This is a genomic window from Saccharopolyspora sp. NPDC002686 (assembly GCF_040295745.1).
Lineage (GTDB): Bacteria > Actinomycetota > Actinomycetes > Mycobacteriales > Pseudonocardiaceae > Saccharopolyspora > Saccharopolyspora oryzae.
Genome location: NZ_JBEOVY010000186.1, coordinates 1 through 14,839 on the forward strand (window position 1 = coordinate 1; position 14,839 = coordinate 14,839).

General features: G+C 71.9%; 12 protein-coding genes and 1 pseudogene. 6 read left to right on the forward strand and 7 right to left on the reverse strand.

The annotated features are described in order from the left end of the window. The 3 genes and pseudogenes from ABTZ89_RS23055 to ABTZ89_RS23065 all read right to left on the reverse strand — a co-directional run. Positions 1-682: pseudogene (locus tag ABTZ89_RS23055) on the reverse strand (hypothetical protein); the annotation flags it as partial. A gap of 76 nt (positions 683-758) precedes the next feature. After that, entirely contained in the window at positions 759-1,406 is a 648-nt protein-coding gene (locus ABTZ89_RS23060) for a response regulator transcription factor (RefSeq protein WP_270947030.1), read from the reverse strand. Next, a complete protein-coding gene (locus tag ABTZ89_RS23065; RefSeq protein ID WP_351048062.1) occupies positions 1,403-2,581 on the reverse strand; it encodes a sensor histidine kinase in 1,179 nt (392 codons plus the stop codon). Before ABTZ89_RS23065 ends, ABTZ89_RS23060 begins: the two co-directional genes overlap by 4 nt. Before the next feature lie 307 nt (positions 2,582-2,888). Between ABTZ89_RS23065 and ABTZ89_RS23070 the strand changes: the two genes are divergently transcribed. Further along, complete coding sequence (locus tag ABTZ89_RS23070; RefSeq protein ID WP_270947119.1) at positions 2,889-4,382, forward strand: potassium/proton antiporter; 1,494 nt, start codon at positions 2,889-2,891, stop codon at positions 4,380-4,382. An 84-nt stretch (positions 4,383-4,466) separates the two neighbouring features. Here ABTZ89_RS23070 and ABTZ89_RS23075 read toward each other — a convergent pair whose 3' ends face one another. Both ABTZ89_RS23075 and ABTZ89_RS23080 read right to left on the reverse strand, forming a co-directional pair. Next, positions 4,467-5,693: a cytochrome P450 family protein gene (locus ABTZ89_RS23075; protein ID WP_351048065.1), complete on the reverse strand. Its 1,227-nt coding sequence runs from the start codon at positions 5,691-5,693 to the stop codon at positions 4,467-4,469. Between the two features lie 108 nt (positions 5,694-5,801). Continuing rightward, positions 5,802-6,401, reverse strand: a complete 600-nt coding sequence (locus ABTZ89_RS23080; protein ID WP_351048068.1) for a TetR/AcrR family transcriptional regulator — start codon at positions 6,399-6,401, stop codon at positions 5,802-5,804. Positions 6,402-6,483: 82 nt separating this feature from the next. Between ABTZ89_RS23080 and ABTZ89_RS23085 the strand changes: the two genes are divergently transcribed. Further along, positions 6,484-7,128, forward strand: a complete 645-nt coding sequence (locus tag ABTZ89_RS23085) for a CatB-related O-acetyltransferase (protein ID WP_270947026.1) — start codon at positions 6,484-6,486, stop codon at positions 7,126-7,128. An 89-nt stretch (positions 7,129-7,217) separates the two neighbouring features. On the opposite strand, the gene ABTZ89_RS23090 is transcribed toward ABTZ89_RS23085, so the two are convergent. After that, positions 7,218-8,102 (reverse strand): LysR family transcriptional regulator, encoded by an 885-nt coding sequence (locus ABTZ89_RS23090; RefSeq protein WP_351048072.1) that lies wholly within the window; start codon positions 8,100-8,102, stop codon positions 7,218-7,220. 111 nt (positions 8,103-8,213) lie between these two features. On the opposite strand from ABTZ89_RS23090, the gene ABTZ89_RS23095 reads away from it, so the two are divergent. Beyond that, positions 8,214-8,645, forward strand: a complete 432-nt coding sequence (locus ABTZ89_RS23095) for a hypothetical protein (protein WP_351048075.1) — start codon at positions 8,214-8,216, stop codon at positions 8,643-8,645. Further along, positions 8,642-10,204 (forward strand): multicopper oxidase family protein, encoded by a 1,563-nt coding sequence (locus ABTZ89_RS23100; RefSeq protein ID WP_351048078.1) that lies wholly within the window; start codon positions 8,642-8,644, stop codon positions 10,202-10,204. The genes ABTZ89_RS23095 and ABTZ89_RS23100 overlap by 4 nt, the downstream gene beginning before the upstream one ends. Before the next feature lie 11 nt (positions 10,205-10,215). On the opposite strand, the gene ABTZ89_RS23105 is transcribed toward ABTZ89_RS23100, so the two are convergent. Further along, the gene (locus ABTZ89_RS23105; protein WP_351048081.1) at positions 10,216-10,824 is read right to left on the reverse strand and encodes a TetR/AcrR family transcriptional regulator; all 609 of its coding nucleotides are present in this window, start codon (positions 10,822-10,824) and stop codon (positions 10,216-10,218) included. Between the two features lie 173 nt (positions 10,825-10,997). Between ABTZ89_RS23105 and ABTZ89_RS23110 the strand changes: the two genes are divergently transcribed. Both ABTZ89_RS23110 and ABTZ89_RS23115 read left to right on the forward strand, forming a co-directional pair. Continuing rightward, positions 10,998-12,257 carry an MFS transporter gene (locus ABTZ89_RS23110; protein ID WP_351048084.1) on the forward strand — a complete coding sequence of 420 codons (1,260 nt, stop codon included), beginning with the start codon at positions 10,998-11,000 and terminating at the stop codon, positions 12,255-12,257. Beyond that, positions 12,254-14,749: a glycoside hydrolase family 3 protein gene (locus ABTZ89_RS23115; protein ID WP_351048087.1), complete on the forward strand. Its 2,496-nt coding sequence runs from the start codon at positions 12,254-12,256 to the stop codon at positions 14,747-14,749. Before ABTZ89_RS23110 ends, ABTZ89_RS23115 begins: the two co-directional genes overlap by 4 nt. Positions 14,750-14,839 lie beyond the last annotated feature (90 nt).

Genomic DNA, 14,839 nt, shown 5'->3' on the forward strand with positions numbered 1-14,839 from the left:
CGGCGAACGGGATCCAGCGCGGCCAGCGCTCGCCCCACGGCCGGATCAGGCCCCAGGTGAGCGCGGTGCCGCCGACCGCGGCCAGCGCCAGCCCGAGCCCGGCCGCCTTGCCCGACACGTCCATCGACGGCATCGCGAAGCCCGGCACGTCGAGCGCCATCAGCACGCGCGTCGCCGCGTAGAACAGGGGCGCGATCATCGCGATCCGGGTCCACCTCGCGGTGCGGATCCGGGCGCGCTCGTGGGTTCCGGACACCGGCCGGTCCACCACCGTCCACAGCAGACTCGCGGCGGCCACGGCCATGCCGAGCTGCATCAGCAGCGGGATCGAGAGGTAGGCGCTGAGGTTGTCGACGTGACCGGTCACCGCTGAGACGACCATGAACGGCAGGTAGCCGATCGCGGCCAGCGCACCGGCGTCCAGGAGCAGCGCGAACGCGCCGAGCGCGGTGATCCGGACTGCGCGGTTCTGCCACGCAGCAGCGGCGACGACGACCACCCCGCACACGGCCATGACCAGGTGCGCCATCGGCTGCGGCAGCAGGGCCAGCGATCGACCGGAGCTGTCGCCCGGTGCGGCCAGCGGGTTGGGTGCGCCGGTCGCCCAGCACAGCGGCGGGATCACCAGCAGCGCGAGCCCGACGATCCCGGTTGCGATATCGGAGAATCGGTGTTCGTTCATGCCCGGAATGCTGGCCGGAACGCCCGTTCCGGAACTCCTCCGCGGCGGACCGACCGCCTCCTCCGCGAGGAGGAGATCAGCTCCGCACGACCCCGTTCTCGTAGGCCCAGATCACCGCGTGCAGGCGGTCCCGGACGCCGAGCTTGCGCAGGATGCTGCCCACGTGCGTCTTCACCGTGGTCTCCGCCAGGTGCAGGGCAGCGCCGATCTCGACGTTGGAGGAGCCGCGCGCCAGCTCCACGAGCACGTCGCGTTCGCGCCCGGTCAGCGCCTCCCAGCCGGGTTCCGGCGGCTGCGGCGCGGACGTGCGGGCCAGCTCCAGCAGGCTGCGGGTGGCGCGCGGGGAGACGATCGAATGCCCCTCGTGAACGGTCCGCACCGCGGCCACGACCTCCTCGCCCGGCGTGTCCTTGGTCAGGAAACCGCTGGCCCCGGCCCGCAGCGCGGCGAACAGGTTCTCGTCGAGGTCGAAGGTGGTCAGCACGAGCACCCGGGTGCCCGGCAGCTCGGCGGTGATCAGCTCGGTCGCGGCGATGCCGTCCAGGTCCGGCATCCGGATGTCCATCAGCACCACGTCCACCCGGCTCGCCCGGCACACCGCCAGCGCTTCCCGCCCGGTGGAGACCTCGGCGACGCAGGTCAGGTCGTCGTGCAGCCCGAGCACGGTGGTCAGCGCGGAGCGGATGAGCTGCTGGTCGTCGGCGACCACCACGCGGATCGTCATCGCGGCACCTCCAGCAGGCCGAACCCGGCCCGCACCTCGGTTCCCGCACCCGGTGCGCTGCGCACTTCGAAATCGCCTCCGATCTGCCGCATCCGCTCGGCCATCCCCACGATGCCGAACCCACCGGCGGCGGTCAGGTCCGCCGAGGTGCCCGGACCGTCGTCCGCGACGGTCACGGTGAGCCGTTCCCGCGTCCAGTCCAGCACGACCCGGCAGCGCACGTCCGGCCCGACGTGCTTGAGCGCGTTGGTCACCGACTCCTGCACGATCCGGTAGACGGCGTGCCGCTGCGCGGTGTCGATCTCCTGCGGCTCGCCCTCGTCCACCAGCTCGACATCGGCGCCGGCGCGTCGGAACGTCTCGACCAGTTCGGCGAGGTCCTGGCCCGTCGGCGCGGTCTCGTCACCGGTGCGCAGGACGCCGAGCATGCTGCGCAACTCCCCCATCGCCTGCCGCCCCACCTCCACCGCCGTGCCGATCATCTCCCGCGCCTTGTCCCGATCGCGGTCGAAGACCAGTCGTGCGGTGTCGGCCTGGGCCAGCACGACCGCGAGGGAATGCGCGGCCACGTCGTGGATCTCGCGGGCGATCAACCGGCGTTCTGCGGCGATGGCCTCGCGCACCTGCTGCTCGCGCAACAGCTCGGCCTGGGCCGCCCGCTCCTCGAGGGACCGCACGTAGGCGACGCTGATCCGCGAGTAGCGCCCGAGCGCCCAAGCCGCGAGCACGGACCCGAACGCCGCAGCGGCCAGTACCCCGGCCGTGCCCAGCGGATCGACCGGGAAGCCGATCACCCCGCGCACCACCGCGATCGCGGCACCGAGCAGACCGCAGGCGACCGGTAGCGCGGAGCGCTCGGTGTGCGAGACGACCGCGTGCAGCAGCACCGGGTGGATCAGCGAGAACGGCAGCAGGATCGGCGGAATGCCCTGGTCGCCGACGTTCGGCAGCGCGACCAGCACCAGCATGAGCGCCGAGCCGACAACGAACGCCGCCGTCGGCCAGACGCGGCGCACGCCCAGGCACGCGGTGAGCCCGACCAGGATCGCGACCAGCGCCACCCACTCCGGAAGGCTCGCGCCGGCCACGGCGCTCAACGACACCGCGGCCCCGACCGCCCCGCAGAGCACGGCTACCGGGCCGTCGACGACCAGCCGATTCGTTGCAGTCCGCACTGCGCCAACTTATCCACCCGAAGGCCCCCGGACCTCCTCCTCGAGAACGAGGTCCACAGTGGAGATCCATCGTGAGCGGCGATGGCCGTAAGAGCAACCACCGCCGCTCACGACTCGTCCGACCACGCGACAGCGCGTCACAGGTCGCGGAGGTGGTGCACGAACCCGCTGGATAACAGCGGTGCAACAAAAGGCCGTCGGCTGGCGCCACCACCGCGACTCGCGAGTCGTCCTGGGCCGCGCAACCCGGTCGATGTTGTTGTACTGGTTCGACCGGAGTAGGCGGTCGAGCGGGGATGCGATGAGTCTGCAGCAGTTGTACCTGGTGCTGCTCGTCGGTGGACTCGTGCTCCTGGCCGGTGCGGTGGCCGCGCTCCTCGCCTCCCGGCTCGGGCTGCCCAGCCTGCTGATCTACCTCGGGCTGGGCGTGGTGCTCGGCGAGGACGTGCTGGGCATCAAGTTCCACGACGCCCAGATCGCGCAGAACCTGGGCACGGCGGCGCTGGCCATCATCCTCATCGAAGGTGGTCTGTCCACCCGATGGTCCGACATCCGGCGATTACTCGCGCCCGCCACCATGCTCGCCACGATCGGCGTCGGCATCAGCCTGGTGGTCACGGCCCTGGGCGCGCACCTGCTGCTGGGCATCGACTGGCAGCTGTCGCTGCTGGTGGGGGCCATCGTGTCGTCCACGGACGCGGCAGCGGTGTTCTCCGTGCTCCGGGTGCTGCCGCTGCCCAAGCGGCTCGCCGGGTTGCTGGAGGCCGAATCCGGGTTCAACGACGCGCCGACCGTGATCTTCGTGCTGCTGTTCAGCACCGTCCCGCTGGAGGTCTCGCCGCTGGAGATCACGGTCGACCTGCTCTACCAGCTGACCATCGGAGCGGCGATCGGGCTGGCCATCGGCGTGGGCGGGGCGAAGGTGCTGCCGCGCTTGGCGCTGCCGGCCGCCGGGCTGTACCCGGTGGCGACGTTCGGGCTCTGCGTGATCGCCTTCGCCGCCGGTGGCGCCGCGGAGGCCAGCGGGTTCCTCGCCGCCTACCTGTCCGGCTTGGCGCTGGGCAACACCGGGCGGCTGCCGCACCGCTCGGCCACCCGCTCCTTCGCCGAAGGACTCGGCTGGATCGCGCAGATCGGGCTGTTCGTGCTGCTCGGCCTGCTGGTGACGCCGAGCGAGCTGCCCGGCGAAGTGCTGCCCGCGCTGGTCATCGGCCTGGTCCTGCTGCTGGTCGCCCGCCCGGTGTCGGTGGTGCTGCCGCTGGTGGGCTTCCACGTGCCGTGGCGGGAACAGGTGTTCCTGTCCTGGGCGGGCCTGCGCGGTGCGGTGCCGATCGTGCTGGCGACGTTCCCGATCGTGCAGGGCGTGCCGGGCAGCCAGCGGGTGCTGGACATCGTGTTCGTGCTGGTCGTCGCGTTCACCCTGGTGCAGGCCCCGAGCCTGCGCCCGCTGGCCCGGCTGCTGGGCATCATCCCGCGCGAGGCGCCCCGCGAGATCCAGCTCGACTCGGTGCCGCTCAACGTCGCCCACGCCGAGTTGCTGACGATGACCGTGCCGCCCGGCTCCCGGCTGCACCACACGACCATCGTCGAGCTCCGCTTGCCGGAGCCCGCGGTGGTCCCGCTGGTCGTGCGGGGCGGCCGGGCCTTCGTCCCGCTCCCGGACAGCTACCTGGAGATCGGCGACGAGCTGCTGGTCGTCACCACCGTGGAGCACCGAGCCGCCGCCGAGCGACGGCTGCGCGCGGTCAGCCGCCGCGGCAAGCTCGCCCACTGGTTCGGCGAGCACGGCGAACCGGACTAGAAGTCGCGCCCCCGCGTCGTCACCTGGGTCGAACGCCCCAGGTGACGGTCACTTTCGTACGAAATTGACACCCCCGGAACCGGGTCAGCGCCCGCCGGGGTGGACGGGGAGCGCCCGGAGGCCGTGGATCAGGGTGCTGAAGCGCCATTCCGCACCGTCCAGCGGTCCGGCGGGGCTGAGGTCCGGGAACCGTTCGACGAGCTTGCGCAGCGCGGTCTGCCCCTCCAGGCGGGCGAGCTGGGCTCCGAGGCAGAAGTGGATCCCGTGGCCGAAGGCCAGGTGCCCGTGCGCGTCGCGGGTGATGTCGAACCGCTCCGAGTCGGGGAACTGCTCCGGGTCGCGGTTGGCCGCCGCCAGCCCGACCCACACGATCTGCCCGGCCGGGATCTCCACGTCGCCGACCGGCACCGCCTCCGCGGTGAAGCGGAACGTCCCGTGCATCACCGGCCCGTCGAAGCGCAGCATCTCCTCCACCGCGCCGGCCACCAGGTCCGGGTCCTCCCGCAGCGCCGCCCACTGGTCGGGGTTGCGCAGCAGGTGCAGCACGCCGTTGCCGATCAGGTTGACCGTCGTCTCGTGCCCGGCCACCAGCAGCAGGAACACCATCGCGATCAGTTCGCCGTCGCTGAGCCGGTCCTCGTTGTCGGTGGCGTCGACCAGCGCGGTGAGCAGGTCGTCGCCGGGCTCGCGGCGCTTGAGCTCGATGAGCTCGGTGAGGTACTGGCCCATCGCCATCGCGGCGTCCTCCGCCGCTCCGCGGTCGGAGGCGTCCAGCAGGGTGTTCGTCCAGGCCCGGAAGTCGTCCCGGCGGCTCTCGTCGACACCGACCAGCTCGGAGATGACCTGGATCGGCAGCGGGAACGCGAAGGAGTCCAACAAGTCCACTTCGGACTGCCCGGCCATCTCGTCGAGCAACCGGTCGGTGATCTCCTCGACCCGCGGCCGCAGCGCTTCCACGCGGCGGCTGGTGAAGGCCTTGACCACCAGCTTGCGCAGCCGGGTGTGGTCCGGCGGATCCATGTTGAGCATGTGCGCGGACAGCTCGTTGCCGAACATCCGGTGGTCCGCGCCCGGCGGCAGGTTCGCGGTGATCACCTCGCGGATGCGCGCGGACTCCTTGCTCAGCCGCGGATCCGCCAGCGCGGCGCGCGCATAGGCGTACCGGGTGATCACCCAGACCGGCAGGCCGCTCGGCGTGACCATCCGCTGGACCGGCGTGGCGTCGCGGATCTCGGCGTACCGCGCGTGCAGGTCCTGCACGAAGGCGGAGTCGAAAACGGGAACTTCGGCGTGCACCTCGGTGGACGGCATCGGATTCCTCCGCACTAGGCAGTTGTGACCCCTGCTACCCAGTTAACCCCGTTCACGCCGACCTGTCACACGGCTCCGAAAACCCCTGCCCGGCAATCGAAGGACCCGTCAAGCACCGGCGAAGGCCCCGGCGGACGCAGCGAGGACGGCGGTCCTGGCCGCCTGGTCCGGCAGGGCCGGGTCGGGTGGCGTGCGGAGCAGCAGCAACTGGTGGTACACGGGCGCGGTGGCCGCGATGAGCAGTCGCTGCGCGTCAGTGCCCGGCGGGACCTCGGCGCGCTGGACAGCCCGGCTGACGATGGTCTCGCAGCGCGCGTACCGCCCCTCCCAGAGCCGCCGCTGGGCGAGTTCGGCCTTCTCGGAGCGGAACGAGGCGGCGATCAGGGCCGCCACGACCGGCGGCTTCGCGACCAGCGCGTCGTGGATCTCCTGGTTGAGCGCTGCCAGGTCCCCGTGCAGGGAACCGGTGTCCGGGGGCTGCCAGTCGTCGTCGCCAGCCGCGTCCAGGACGTCTGCGAGCAGGCCGCCGACGTCGCCCCAGCGCCGGTACACCGTCGCGCGGTGCACGCCAGCCCGGGCGGCGACGGTTTCCACCGCGAGCCCGTCATAACCGTGCTCGCCGAGCTCCGCGAGGACCGCGTCGAGCACCTGCTGGCGGATGCGTGCGGTTCGGCCGCCTGGGCGGCGGCGAGGTTCTGGAGAAGTCATCGCTGGTAATTCCGTTGCTCGACGCGGCGGTGCCATGGGAGGCTCTTAAAGTAACACTTGTCGCAATAACGGAGGATCAGCGATGTCAACCGCACCGGCCGACCCGACCGTGGTGCATCCAATGCCCGGACAACCCCGGGTGGTGCTGCTGAAGCCGTTGATCACCTCGCCGCTGATCGAGGTCGGGGAGTTCTCCTACTACGACGATCCGGAGGATCCGACCGCCTTCGAAACCCGCAACGTGCTCTACCACTACGGGCCGGAGAAGCTGGTGATCGGGAAGTTCTGCGCGCTGGGAGAGGGCGTGCGGTTCATCATGAACGGCGCCAACCACCGCATGGACGGCCCGTCCACGTTCCCGTTCCCGATCATGGGCGGCTCCTGGAGCGAGCACTTCGACCTCATCGCCGGCCTGCCCGGACGAGGCGACACCGTGGTGGGCAACGACGTCTGGTTCGGCTACCGGTCCACGGTGATGCCCGGCGTCCGGATCGGCCACGGGGCGATCATCGCGTCCGGAGCGGTCGTGGTCGACGACGTCCCCGACTACGGCATCGTCGGCGGCAACCCCGCCAAGCTCATCCGCCGCCGCTACTCCGATGCGGACGTCGACCGCCTCCTCGCCCTGACCTGGTGGGACTGGCCGCTCCAGCACATCACCGAGCACATCCGCACCATCATGTCCGGCAGCATCGACGACCTGGAGCACGCCGCACCCCCGCGTTGACAGTCCACTCCGGACATTGGAAGGGGCGGAGCCTCCACCTCCTCCGCCGAGGCGAACGGTCCGTTCGCCCACCGCCGGTCCCGCGGCGGTCAGCTCCGCGCTTCTCGGCGGAGGGTTTCAGTGGTGTGCTCGCGGAAGCGGCGCGCCGCAGCCGAGGAATAGGCGTCGCGGCGCCACACGTAGGACAGCACGCGCTCGCAGCCCGGTGCGTCGACGTGCAGGAACACCAAGGGGGCCACGTCGTACCTGCTCGCCATCTCCGGGACGAGCCCCACACCCAGTCCGAGGCTCACCAGGAACGCGCTCGCCGCCGGTTCGTCGCTCTCGCAGACGATGTTGGCGCGCCGGCCGACGGCCGCGAACAAGCGGTCGGTCAGCTCCCGCTGCCAGAAGTCGCCGCTGGTGGTGATGAACGGTTCCTCGGCGATCTCGGCGATGCCGACGCTGGTCCGCGACGCCAGCGGGTGCTCGCGCGGCACCGCCAGCAGCACCTCCTCGCGCAGGACCTCGGCCGTCTCCAGCGCCGGATCGTCGACCGGCTGCGAGGACAGGCAGAGGTCCACCTCGCCGCGGCGCAGCCGCTGGAGCATCGCCGTGGCCGACGACTGGTACAGCCGCACGTCGACGTCGGGGTGCTCGGCGCGGAATCCGACCAGGGCACCCGACAAGGTCAGCAGCGTCTCCGTCGCCACCGCGACGCTGCCGCGCACCAGGCCGACCGCGTCCGAGAGCTCCTGCCGGCCGTCGTCGAGCTCGGCCAGCGCCCGATCCACCCGGGCCAGGAACGCCGAACCGAAGCGGTTCAACCGGATCTGGCGGCCCTGCCGGTCGAACAGCGGCACACCGAGCTCCTTCTCCAGCCGCGCGATCGTCCGCGACAGCGACGGCTGGGACACCCGCAGCTCGGCGGCGGCCCGGCTGATGTGCTCGTGGCGGGCGACCGCCTGGAAGTAGCGCAGCGGCAGCAGGTCCATGCACCCATGATGCCCCATGGGGCATGAATTCATCGCAGAATTGGTCTTGGAAGGTATCGGAATCCGTCCCTAACGTCGTGGTCAAGATCCTCTGATCACCAGGAAGCGACGATGGGACCGTCCACTTCGGCCGGAACGGCCAAACCCGAGCGCAACCGGGCACGTCCGGTGCTGCTGACCCTCCGCGCCATCGCCTCGGCGCACGCGATCGCGATCTTCGGGCAACCGGTGTTCGCGGGTGTGCTGCTCAGCGGCGACTACGACATGCTGCACGTCCACGCGGTGGGCGCGGACGTCGTCTACTACCTCGGACTGGCGCAGCTGGCGGCCGCCCTCGTCCTCTGGGCCCGGCGCGGCCCCCGCTGGCCCAGCGCGGCGGCCGCGCTGATCGTCCTCGGCGAAACCGGCCAGTACTTCGCGGGACTGCTCGGCGCCCTCGGCGTGCACTTTCCGCTCGGCGTCGCACTGATCGCCCTGAGCACGGTCTCGCTGGTCGCGCTCTGGCGACCGAGCGCGCTGGGCGCTCCGGAGGTCGCGCGATGAGCACCGCGATGGGGCGCCGGCGGTTCCTCGGTCTGGCCGGCGGCGCCGGAATCGTGCTGGCGGCGGGGTTGGGCGGCCCGCAACTGCTGGCCCGGCACACCTCGACCGGCGCAGTGCTGCGCAGCGCGGTCCCCCTGCCCGCTCCCTTCCAGCTCCCGCTGGCGATCCCGCCCGTGCTGGAACCCGTTGCGCAGGACGACTTCGCCGACCGCTACGAGATCACCGCGCGCGAGGCGATGGCGGAGATCCTGCCCGGACTGCGCACCCCGATCTGGGGCTACGAAGGCATCTTCCCCGGCCCCACCGTCGAATCGCGGCGCGGCCGCACCGCGATCATCCGCCACCGCAACGAGCTCCCGGTGCCGACCGTCGCCCACCTGCACGGCGGCCGCACCCCACCGGAGTCCGACGGCTATCCGACCGACCTCGTCCTGCCGACGCGCGGCTGGAACCACGGCCACCACGGCATGCACGACCCGCGGGCCAGCATCGCGCGAGGCAGCCGCGAGTACATCTACCCGCTGGACCAGCGCGCCGCGCTGCTCTGGTACCACGACCACCGGATGGACTTCACCGGCCCGGCCGTGTACCGGGGGTTGGCCGGGCTGCACGTCGTCCGCGACGACGAGGAGGACGCCCTCCCGCTGCCGCGCGGCGAACGCGAGATCCCGCTGCTGATCACCGACCGCGCGTTCGCCGCGGACGGATCGTTCGACTACCCCTCGCTGGACCCGTCACTGACTACCGTCCCCGGCGTGACAGACGCGTACGCGGCCGGTGTCCTCGGCGACGTCGTCCTGGTCAACGGCGTGCCGTGGCCGGTGCACGAGGTGTCCGCGACCCGGCACCGGTTGCGCGTCCTCAACGCTTCCAACGCCCGCCGCTACGAACTCGCGCTGGACCCACCACCGCCGGACGGCCCGGCGTTCGTGCAGATCGGCTCGGACGGCGGCCTGCTGGCATCCCCCGTCGCGCACGACAGCATCGCGCTGGCCTCAGCGGAGCGCCACGACGTGATCGTCGACTTCGGCCGCTACCCGGTCGGCACCGAGGTCACCCTGGTGAACCGCCTGGGCACCGGCTCGACCGCGCAGGTGATGCGGTTCCGCGTGACCCGCCGCGAACCCGACGACTCCGCCATCCCGCCCCGACTGTCCGAAGTGGAACCGCTGCGCCGCGAACAAGCCGTGGTGACCAGGGATTTCGCCTTCCGCAGCGGTCGCCACGGCGATCGGCGCGGCTGGCTGATCGGCGGCCGCCCCTTCGACACGGGCTACGTCGCGGCCCGCCCGCGCCTCGGCGACGTCGAGATCTGGCGCTTCGTCGCGGACCTGCACCACCCGATCCACCTGCACCTGGCCCACTTCCAGGTCCTCTCCCGCGGCAACCGCGAACCGCACCCGCTCGACGCGGGCTGGAAGGACACCGTCGACCTGCAACCCGGCGAAGCGGTGGAGGTCATCACCCGCTTCGAGCACTACCGCGGCCGCTACGTCTTCCACTGCCACAACGCCGAGCACGAGGACATGGGCATGATGGCCACCTTCGAAACCACGTGACAGGAGCCGCCTCAACCGCCCTGCGGCCGCTCCTCGCCGAGCAGCGCGATCAGGTGGCGGAAGGCGGCGGACATGTCGGCGCTGTCCGGGTCGAGCAACCACTGGAACTGCATGCCGTCCATCACCGCGACCACCAGCGGCGCCGCTTCCTCCGGGGTCAGCCCGCCGGGGAGCCGCTCCCCGAACTCGTGGCGCAGGGTCGCCGCCGCGCGCTCGCGGACCATCACGTAGCGCTGGGCGAAGTACTCGCGCGCCGGCTGGTTGTCGGTCACGCTCTCGCCGAGCAAGGCCGAGAACGTCTGCACGACACCGCTGCGCGTCGTGTTGTAGTCGACCAGGAGGGTCCACATCTCCAGCGGCCAGGCGTGCGCACCGCCCTGGGTTCCGCCGGTGTCCCACTCGTCCCGGGCTTCGAGCACCGCGATGAGCAACGCCTCCCGGGTCGGGAAGTAGTGCAGCAGGCCCTGCTGGGTCATGCCGACGCGTTCGGCCACCGCGCTGAGCGAGGCGCCCCGGTAGCCGCGCTCGGCGATCACCGACATCGCTGCCTGCAGGATCTCGGCGCGCCGGCTCTCGCTGCGCAGCGCCCTGCCCCGTGGTGCTGATCGATCCGCTGTCACGGAACCGAGCGTAGTCGTCGGGAACACCCAGCAGCACAAATTATTGCGAAAATGTAACGACGCCTACTGATCTACAGGTGAATCGGTCAGGATGCTGCCGACGACAGGGCGGCGTACCCGCTCCGGCCTGCCCGAATTCCCCCTTTCCCTTACCTCAACGAGGAGGTACGGCAGTGGACAGACCGACTGCCCTCACCCGCACCACGCCGCCGGAAGCCGACCGGAGCGCCCCGCGCGGCTTCGTGCTCCGCTTGGGCCTGGCGAACCTCGGTCTCTACAGCGCACTGCTGACCCCGGTGGTCGTCACCATGGCGCTGCGCGTCGCGGAAGTCGCACCGCAGCACAAGGAATCGACCCTCGGCCTGGTGCTGGGCATCGGGGCGGTGCTGGCGATGGTCGCGAACCCGCTGTTCGGCCGGTTGTCCGACCGCACCCGCTCGCGCTTCGGCCGCCGCCGCCCGTGGCTGGTCGGCGGGGTCGTCGGCGGCGCCCTCGGGCTCTGCATGATCGCCTTCCTTCCGTCGGTGCCCGCGCTGGTCATCGGGTGGGCGATCACCCAGTGCTCCTTCAACGCCGCGTTCTCGGCGCTCATGGCGAGCATCCCCGACCAGGTCCCCGAATCCGGCCTGGGCAGGGCGTCCGGTGCGATCGGCACCAGCCTGACCGGCGCCGTGCTGGTGGGCTCGGGCATCGCCGCGTTCACCTCGGACCTGCGCGTCATGCTGCTGCTCCCGGCCGTGCTGGCCGTCGGCCTGGTCTGCTGGTTCGCCGCCACCCTCCCCGACCGGACCCCGGCCGGGGCACCGCAGCCGTTCTCGGTCCGGGAGTTCCTCGGCAGCTTCGTGTTCGACCCGCGGCGCGCCCCGGACTTCGGCTGGGCCTGGTTCACCAAGTTCCTGGTCATGTTCGGCTCGGTCGCACCGATGACGTACCTGGCCTACTACGTGCCGTTCCGGATGGGCCTCGACGCCGCCGCCACCGCGGGCCTGGTCGCCGCGCTCGTCGCCGGCGGCTACGGCCTCCAGGCCGCCACGGCCGCGCTGGGCGGCTGGCTCTCCGACCGGACCGGCCGCCGCAAGCCGTTCGTGATGGTCTCCGGTCTGATCGTCGCGATCGGCATCGGCCTGCTCGCCGCCGCCCCGGGCCTGTCCGCGATCGTGGTCGCCCAGCTGGTCATCAGCGTCGGCGGCGGCCTGTTCTACGCCGTCGACACCGCGCTGATCACGCATGTCCTGCCCGACGAGAGCAGCCGCGCGAAGGACCTGGGGATCGTGAACATCGCCAACGCCCTCCCCCAGTCGTTGATGCCGATGATCGCCCCGTTCGTGCTGGCCGTCGGCGGCGGGCAGAACTACCCGCTGCTGTTCGGCATCGCCGCAGCCGCCACGCTGCTGGGCGCGCTCCTGGTCACCCGCATCAAGGGCACCCGATGAACCGTTCCACCAACCACGAACCGGAGGAGTCCACAGTGGTCAGCTACGACGCCGCGGTCGCGGCGGCACTCGCCCGACTCGACCTGGATGCCAAGGCCAGGCTGCTCGCCGGGCAGAGCATGTGGTCGTTGCCCGCTCTGCCCGAGATCGGGCTCGCCCCGCTGGTGATGTCCGACGGGCCGATCGGGGTGCGCGGCGTGCGCTGGACGGCGGACGACCCGTCGATCGCGCTGCCCAGCCCCACCGCGCTGGCCGCCACCTGGGACCCGGAACTGGCCCGGCGCGCCGGTCACCTGCTGGCCCAGGAGGCTCGGCGCAAGGGGGTGCACGTGCTGCTCGCGCCCACGGTGAACCTGCACCGCTCGCCGCTGGGCGGGCGGCACTTCGAGTGCTACTCCGAGGACCCGCACCTGACCGGCGAGATCGGCACCGGTTACGTGCGCGGCGTGCAGGAGGGCGGGGTCGGCACCACGGTCAAGCACTTCGTCGCCAACGACGCGGAGACCGAGCGCTTCACCGTCAACAACATCGTCGGCGAGCGGGCGCTGCGCGAGCTCTACCTGGCGCCGTTCGAGATGATCGTCGAGCGGGCCCGCCCGTGGGGCGTGATGGCCGCCTACAACTCGGTGAACGGCCCGACGATGACCGAGCACTCCCGGCTGCAGAACGAGGTCTTGCGCGGGGAGTGGGGTTTCGACGGCTACATCGTGTCCGACTGGTTCGCCGCGCGTGACACGGCGGGCGCCATCCGGGGCGGCCTGGACGTCGCCATGCCCGGCCCCCGCACGGTCTACGGCGAGGCGCTGGCCGCCGCGGTCCGCGCCGGCGAGGTCGACGAGTCCGTTGTGGACGATGCGGTGCGCAACGTCCTGCGGCTCGCCGCCCGGGTCGGAGCGCTGGAGGGCGTACCGGCCGCCGTCGCGGCTGAGGAGCGGCCCGCCGAGGTCGACGGGCACGCGCTCGCGCGGGAGATCGCCAGGCGCGCATTCGTCCTGGTCCGCAACGAGAACCACCTGCTGCCGCTCGACCCGTCGGCCGCTTCCGGGGTCGCCGTGATCGGTTCGGCGGCGCGGGACGCCCGGGTGCTCGGCGGTGGTTCTGCCCAGGTGTTCCCGGACCGCGTCGTGTCCCCGCTCGACGGGCTGCGCGCCGCGCTGCCCGGTGGCCAGGTGACCTTCGCGGTCGGCACCGAGACCAGCGACGAACTCGGGATCGCCGGGGCCGGCTTCGCCCTTCGGGCGGTCGTGCGCGACGCGGACGGCCGGGTGCTGGGCGAGGAGGAGCTGCCCAACGGGATGGTGCAGTGGCACGGCGACTTCCCCGACGGCGTGCGCTACGAGGAGCTGCACAGCGTCGAGATCGTCGGCACGTTCACCCCGCGCGAGAGCGGCCTGCACACCTTCGGCACCAAGGGCCTCGGCGGGTTCAAGCTCACCGTGGCCGGCGAAGTCGTCTTCGACGGCGCGCACTCGCTCGACGGCCGCGACCCGTTCGAGGCGTTCTTCGAGGCCCCGGTGGAGCGGGGCCAGGTCGAGCTCGCCGCCGGGGAGGCGGTCGAGGTCAGCCTGCTCAACGTCATCCCCAAGAGCGCGACGCCGCTGCCGCTGGACTCGGTGGGCGTCGGCCTCGCGCACCTGGACCCGCAGCGCGACGCCGACGAACTCCTCGACGAGGCGGTCGCCGCCGCGCGATCCGCCGGGACGGCGATCGTCATCGTCGCCACCACCGAGCGGGTGGAGAGCGAGGGCGCCGACCGCACGAGCCTGCGGCTGCCCGGCCGGCAGGACGAGCTGGTGCAGCGGGTGGCGGAGGCCAACCCGAACACCGTCGTGGTGGTCAACTCGGGTTCACCGGTGGAGATGCCGTGGCGCGAGGACGTCGCCGCCGTCCTGCTCACCTGGTTCCCCGGCCAGGAGGCCGGTGCCGCGCTCGCCGACGTCCTGCTCGGCGTCGAGGAGCCGGGCGGCCGGCTGCCCACCACTTGGCCGGTGCAGCTGGCGGACGCCCCGGTCACCCAGGTGACCCCGGTCGACGGAGAACTCCGCTACGACGAAGGCGTTTTCATCGGCTACCGGGCCTGGCAGCGGGCCGGGACCGCCCCGGCGTACTGCTTCGGGCACGGCCTCGGCTACACCGACTGGCAGTACGAATCGGCCGAGCTCGCCGCACCGCAGGGCGCGGACGAGCTGGGCAGGCTCACCGTCCGCGTGCGCAACGCCGGCGACCGGGCCGGACGCGAAGTGGTCCAGGTCTACCTCGCCGTCCCGGAGGGGGATGCCGCCGAACGCCCGGCCCGCCGCCTCGCCGGCTTCGCGTCCGTGACGGCAGAACCCGGTGAGACCGCCGAAGCGACCGTCGTGCTGCCCCGCCGAGCCGCCGAGCTCTGGGACGAGGAAGCCGGGACCTGGCGCCTGATCCCCGGCAGCTACACCGTGGAAACCGGCCGCAGCCTCGACGACCTGCGCCTGCGCACCAGCGTCGAGACGGCCTGACACCGTTCGGTGCGCCGGGCCGCGGCGGGCCGGCGCACCCCGCCGCAGACGGGTTCGGAGCCCCCGTAGGTGGGGCGGCAAGCAATGCGC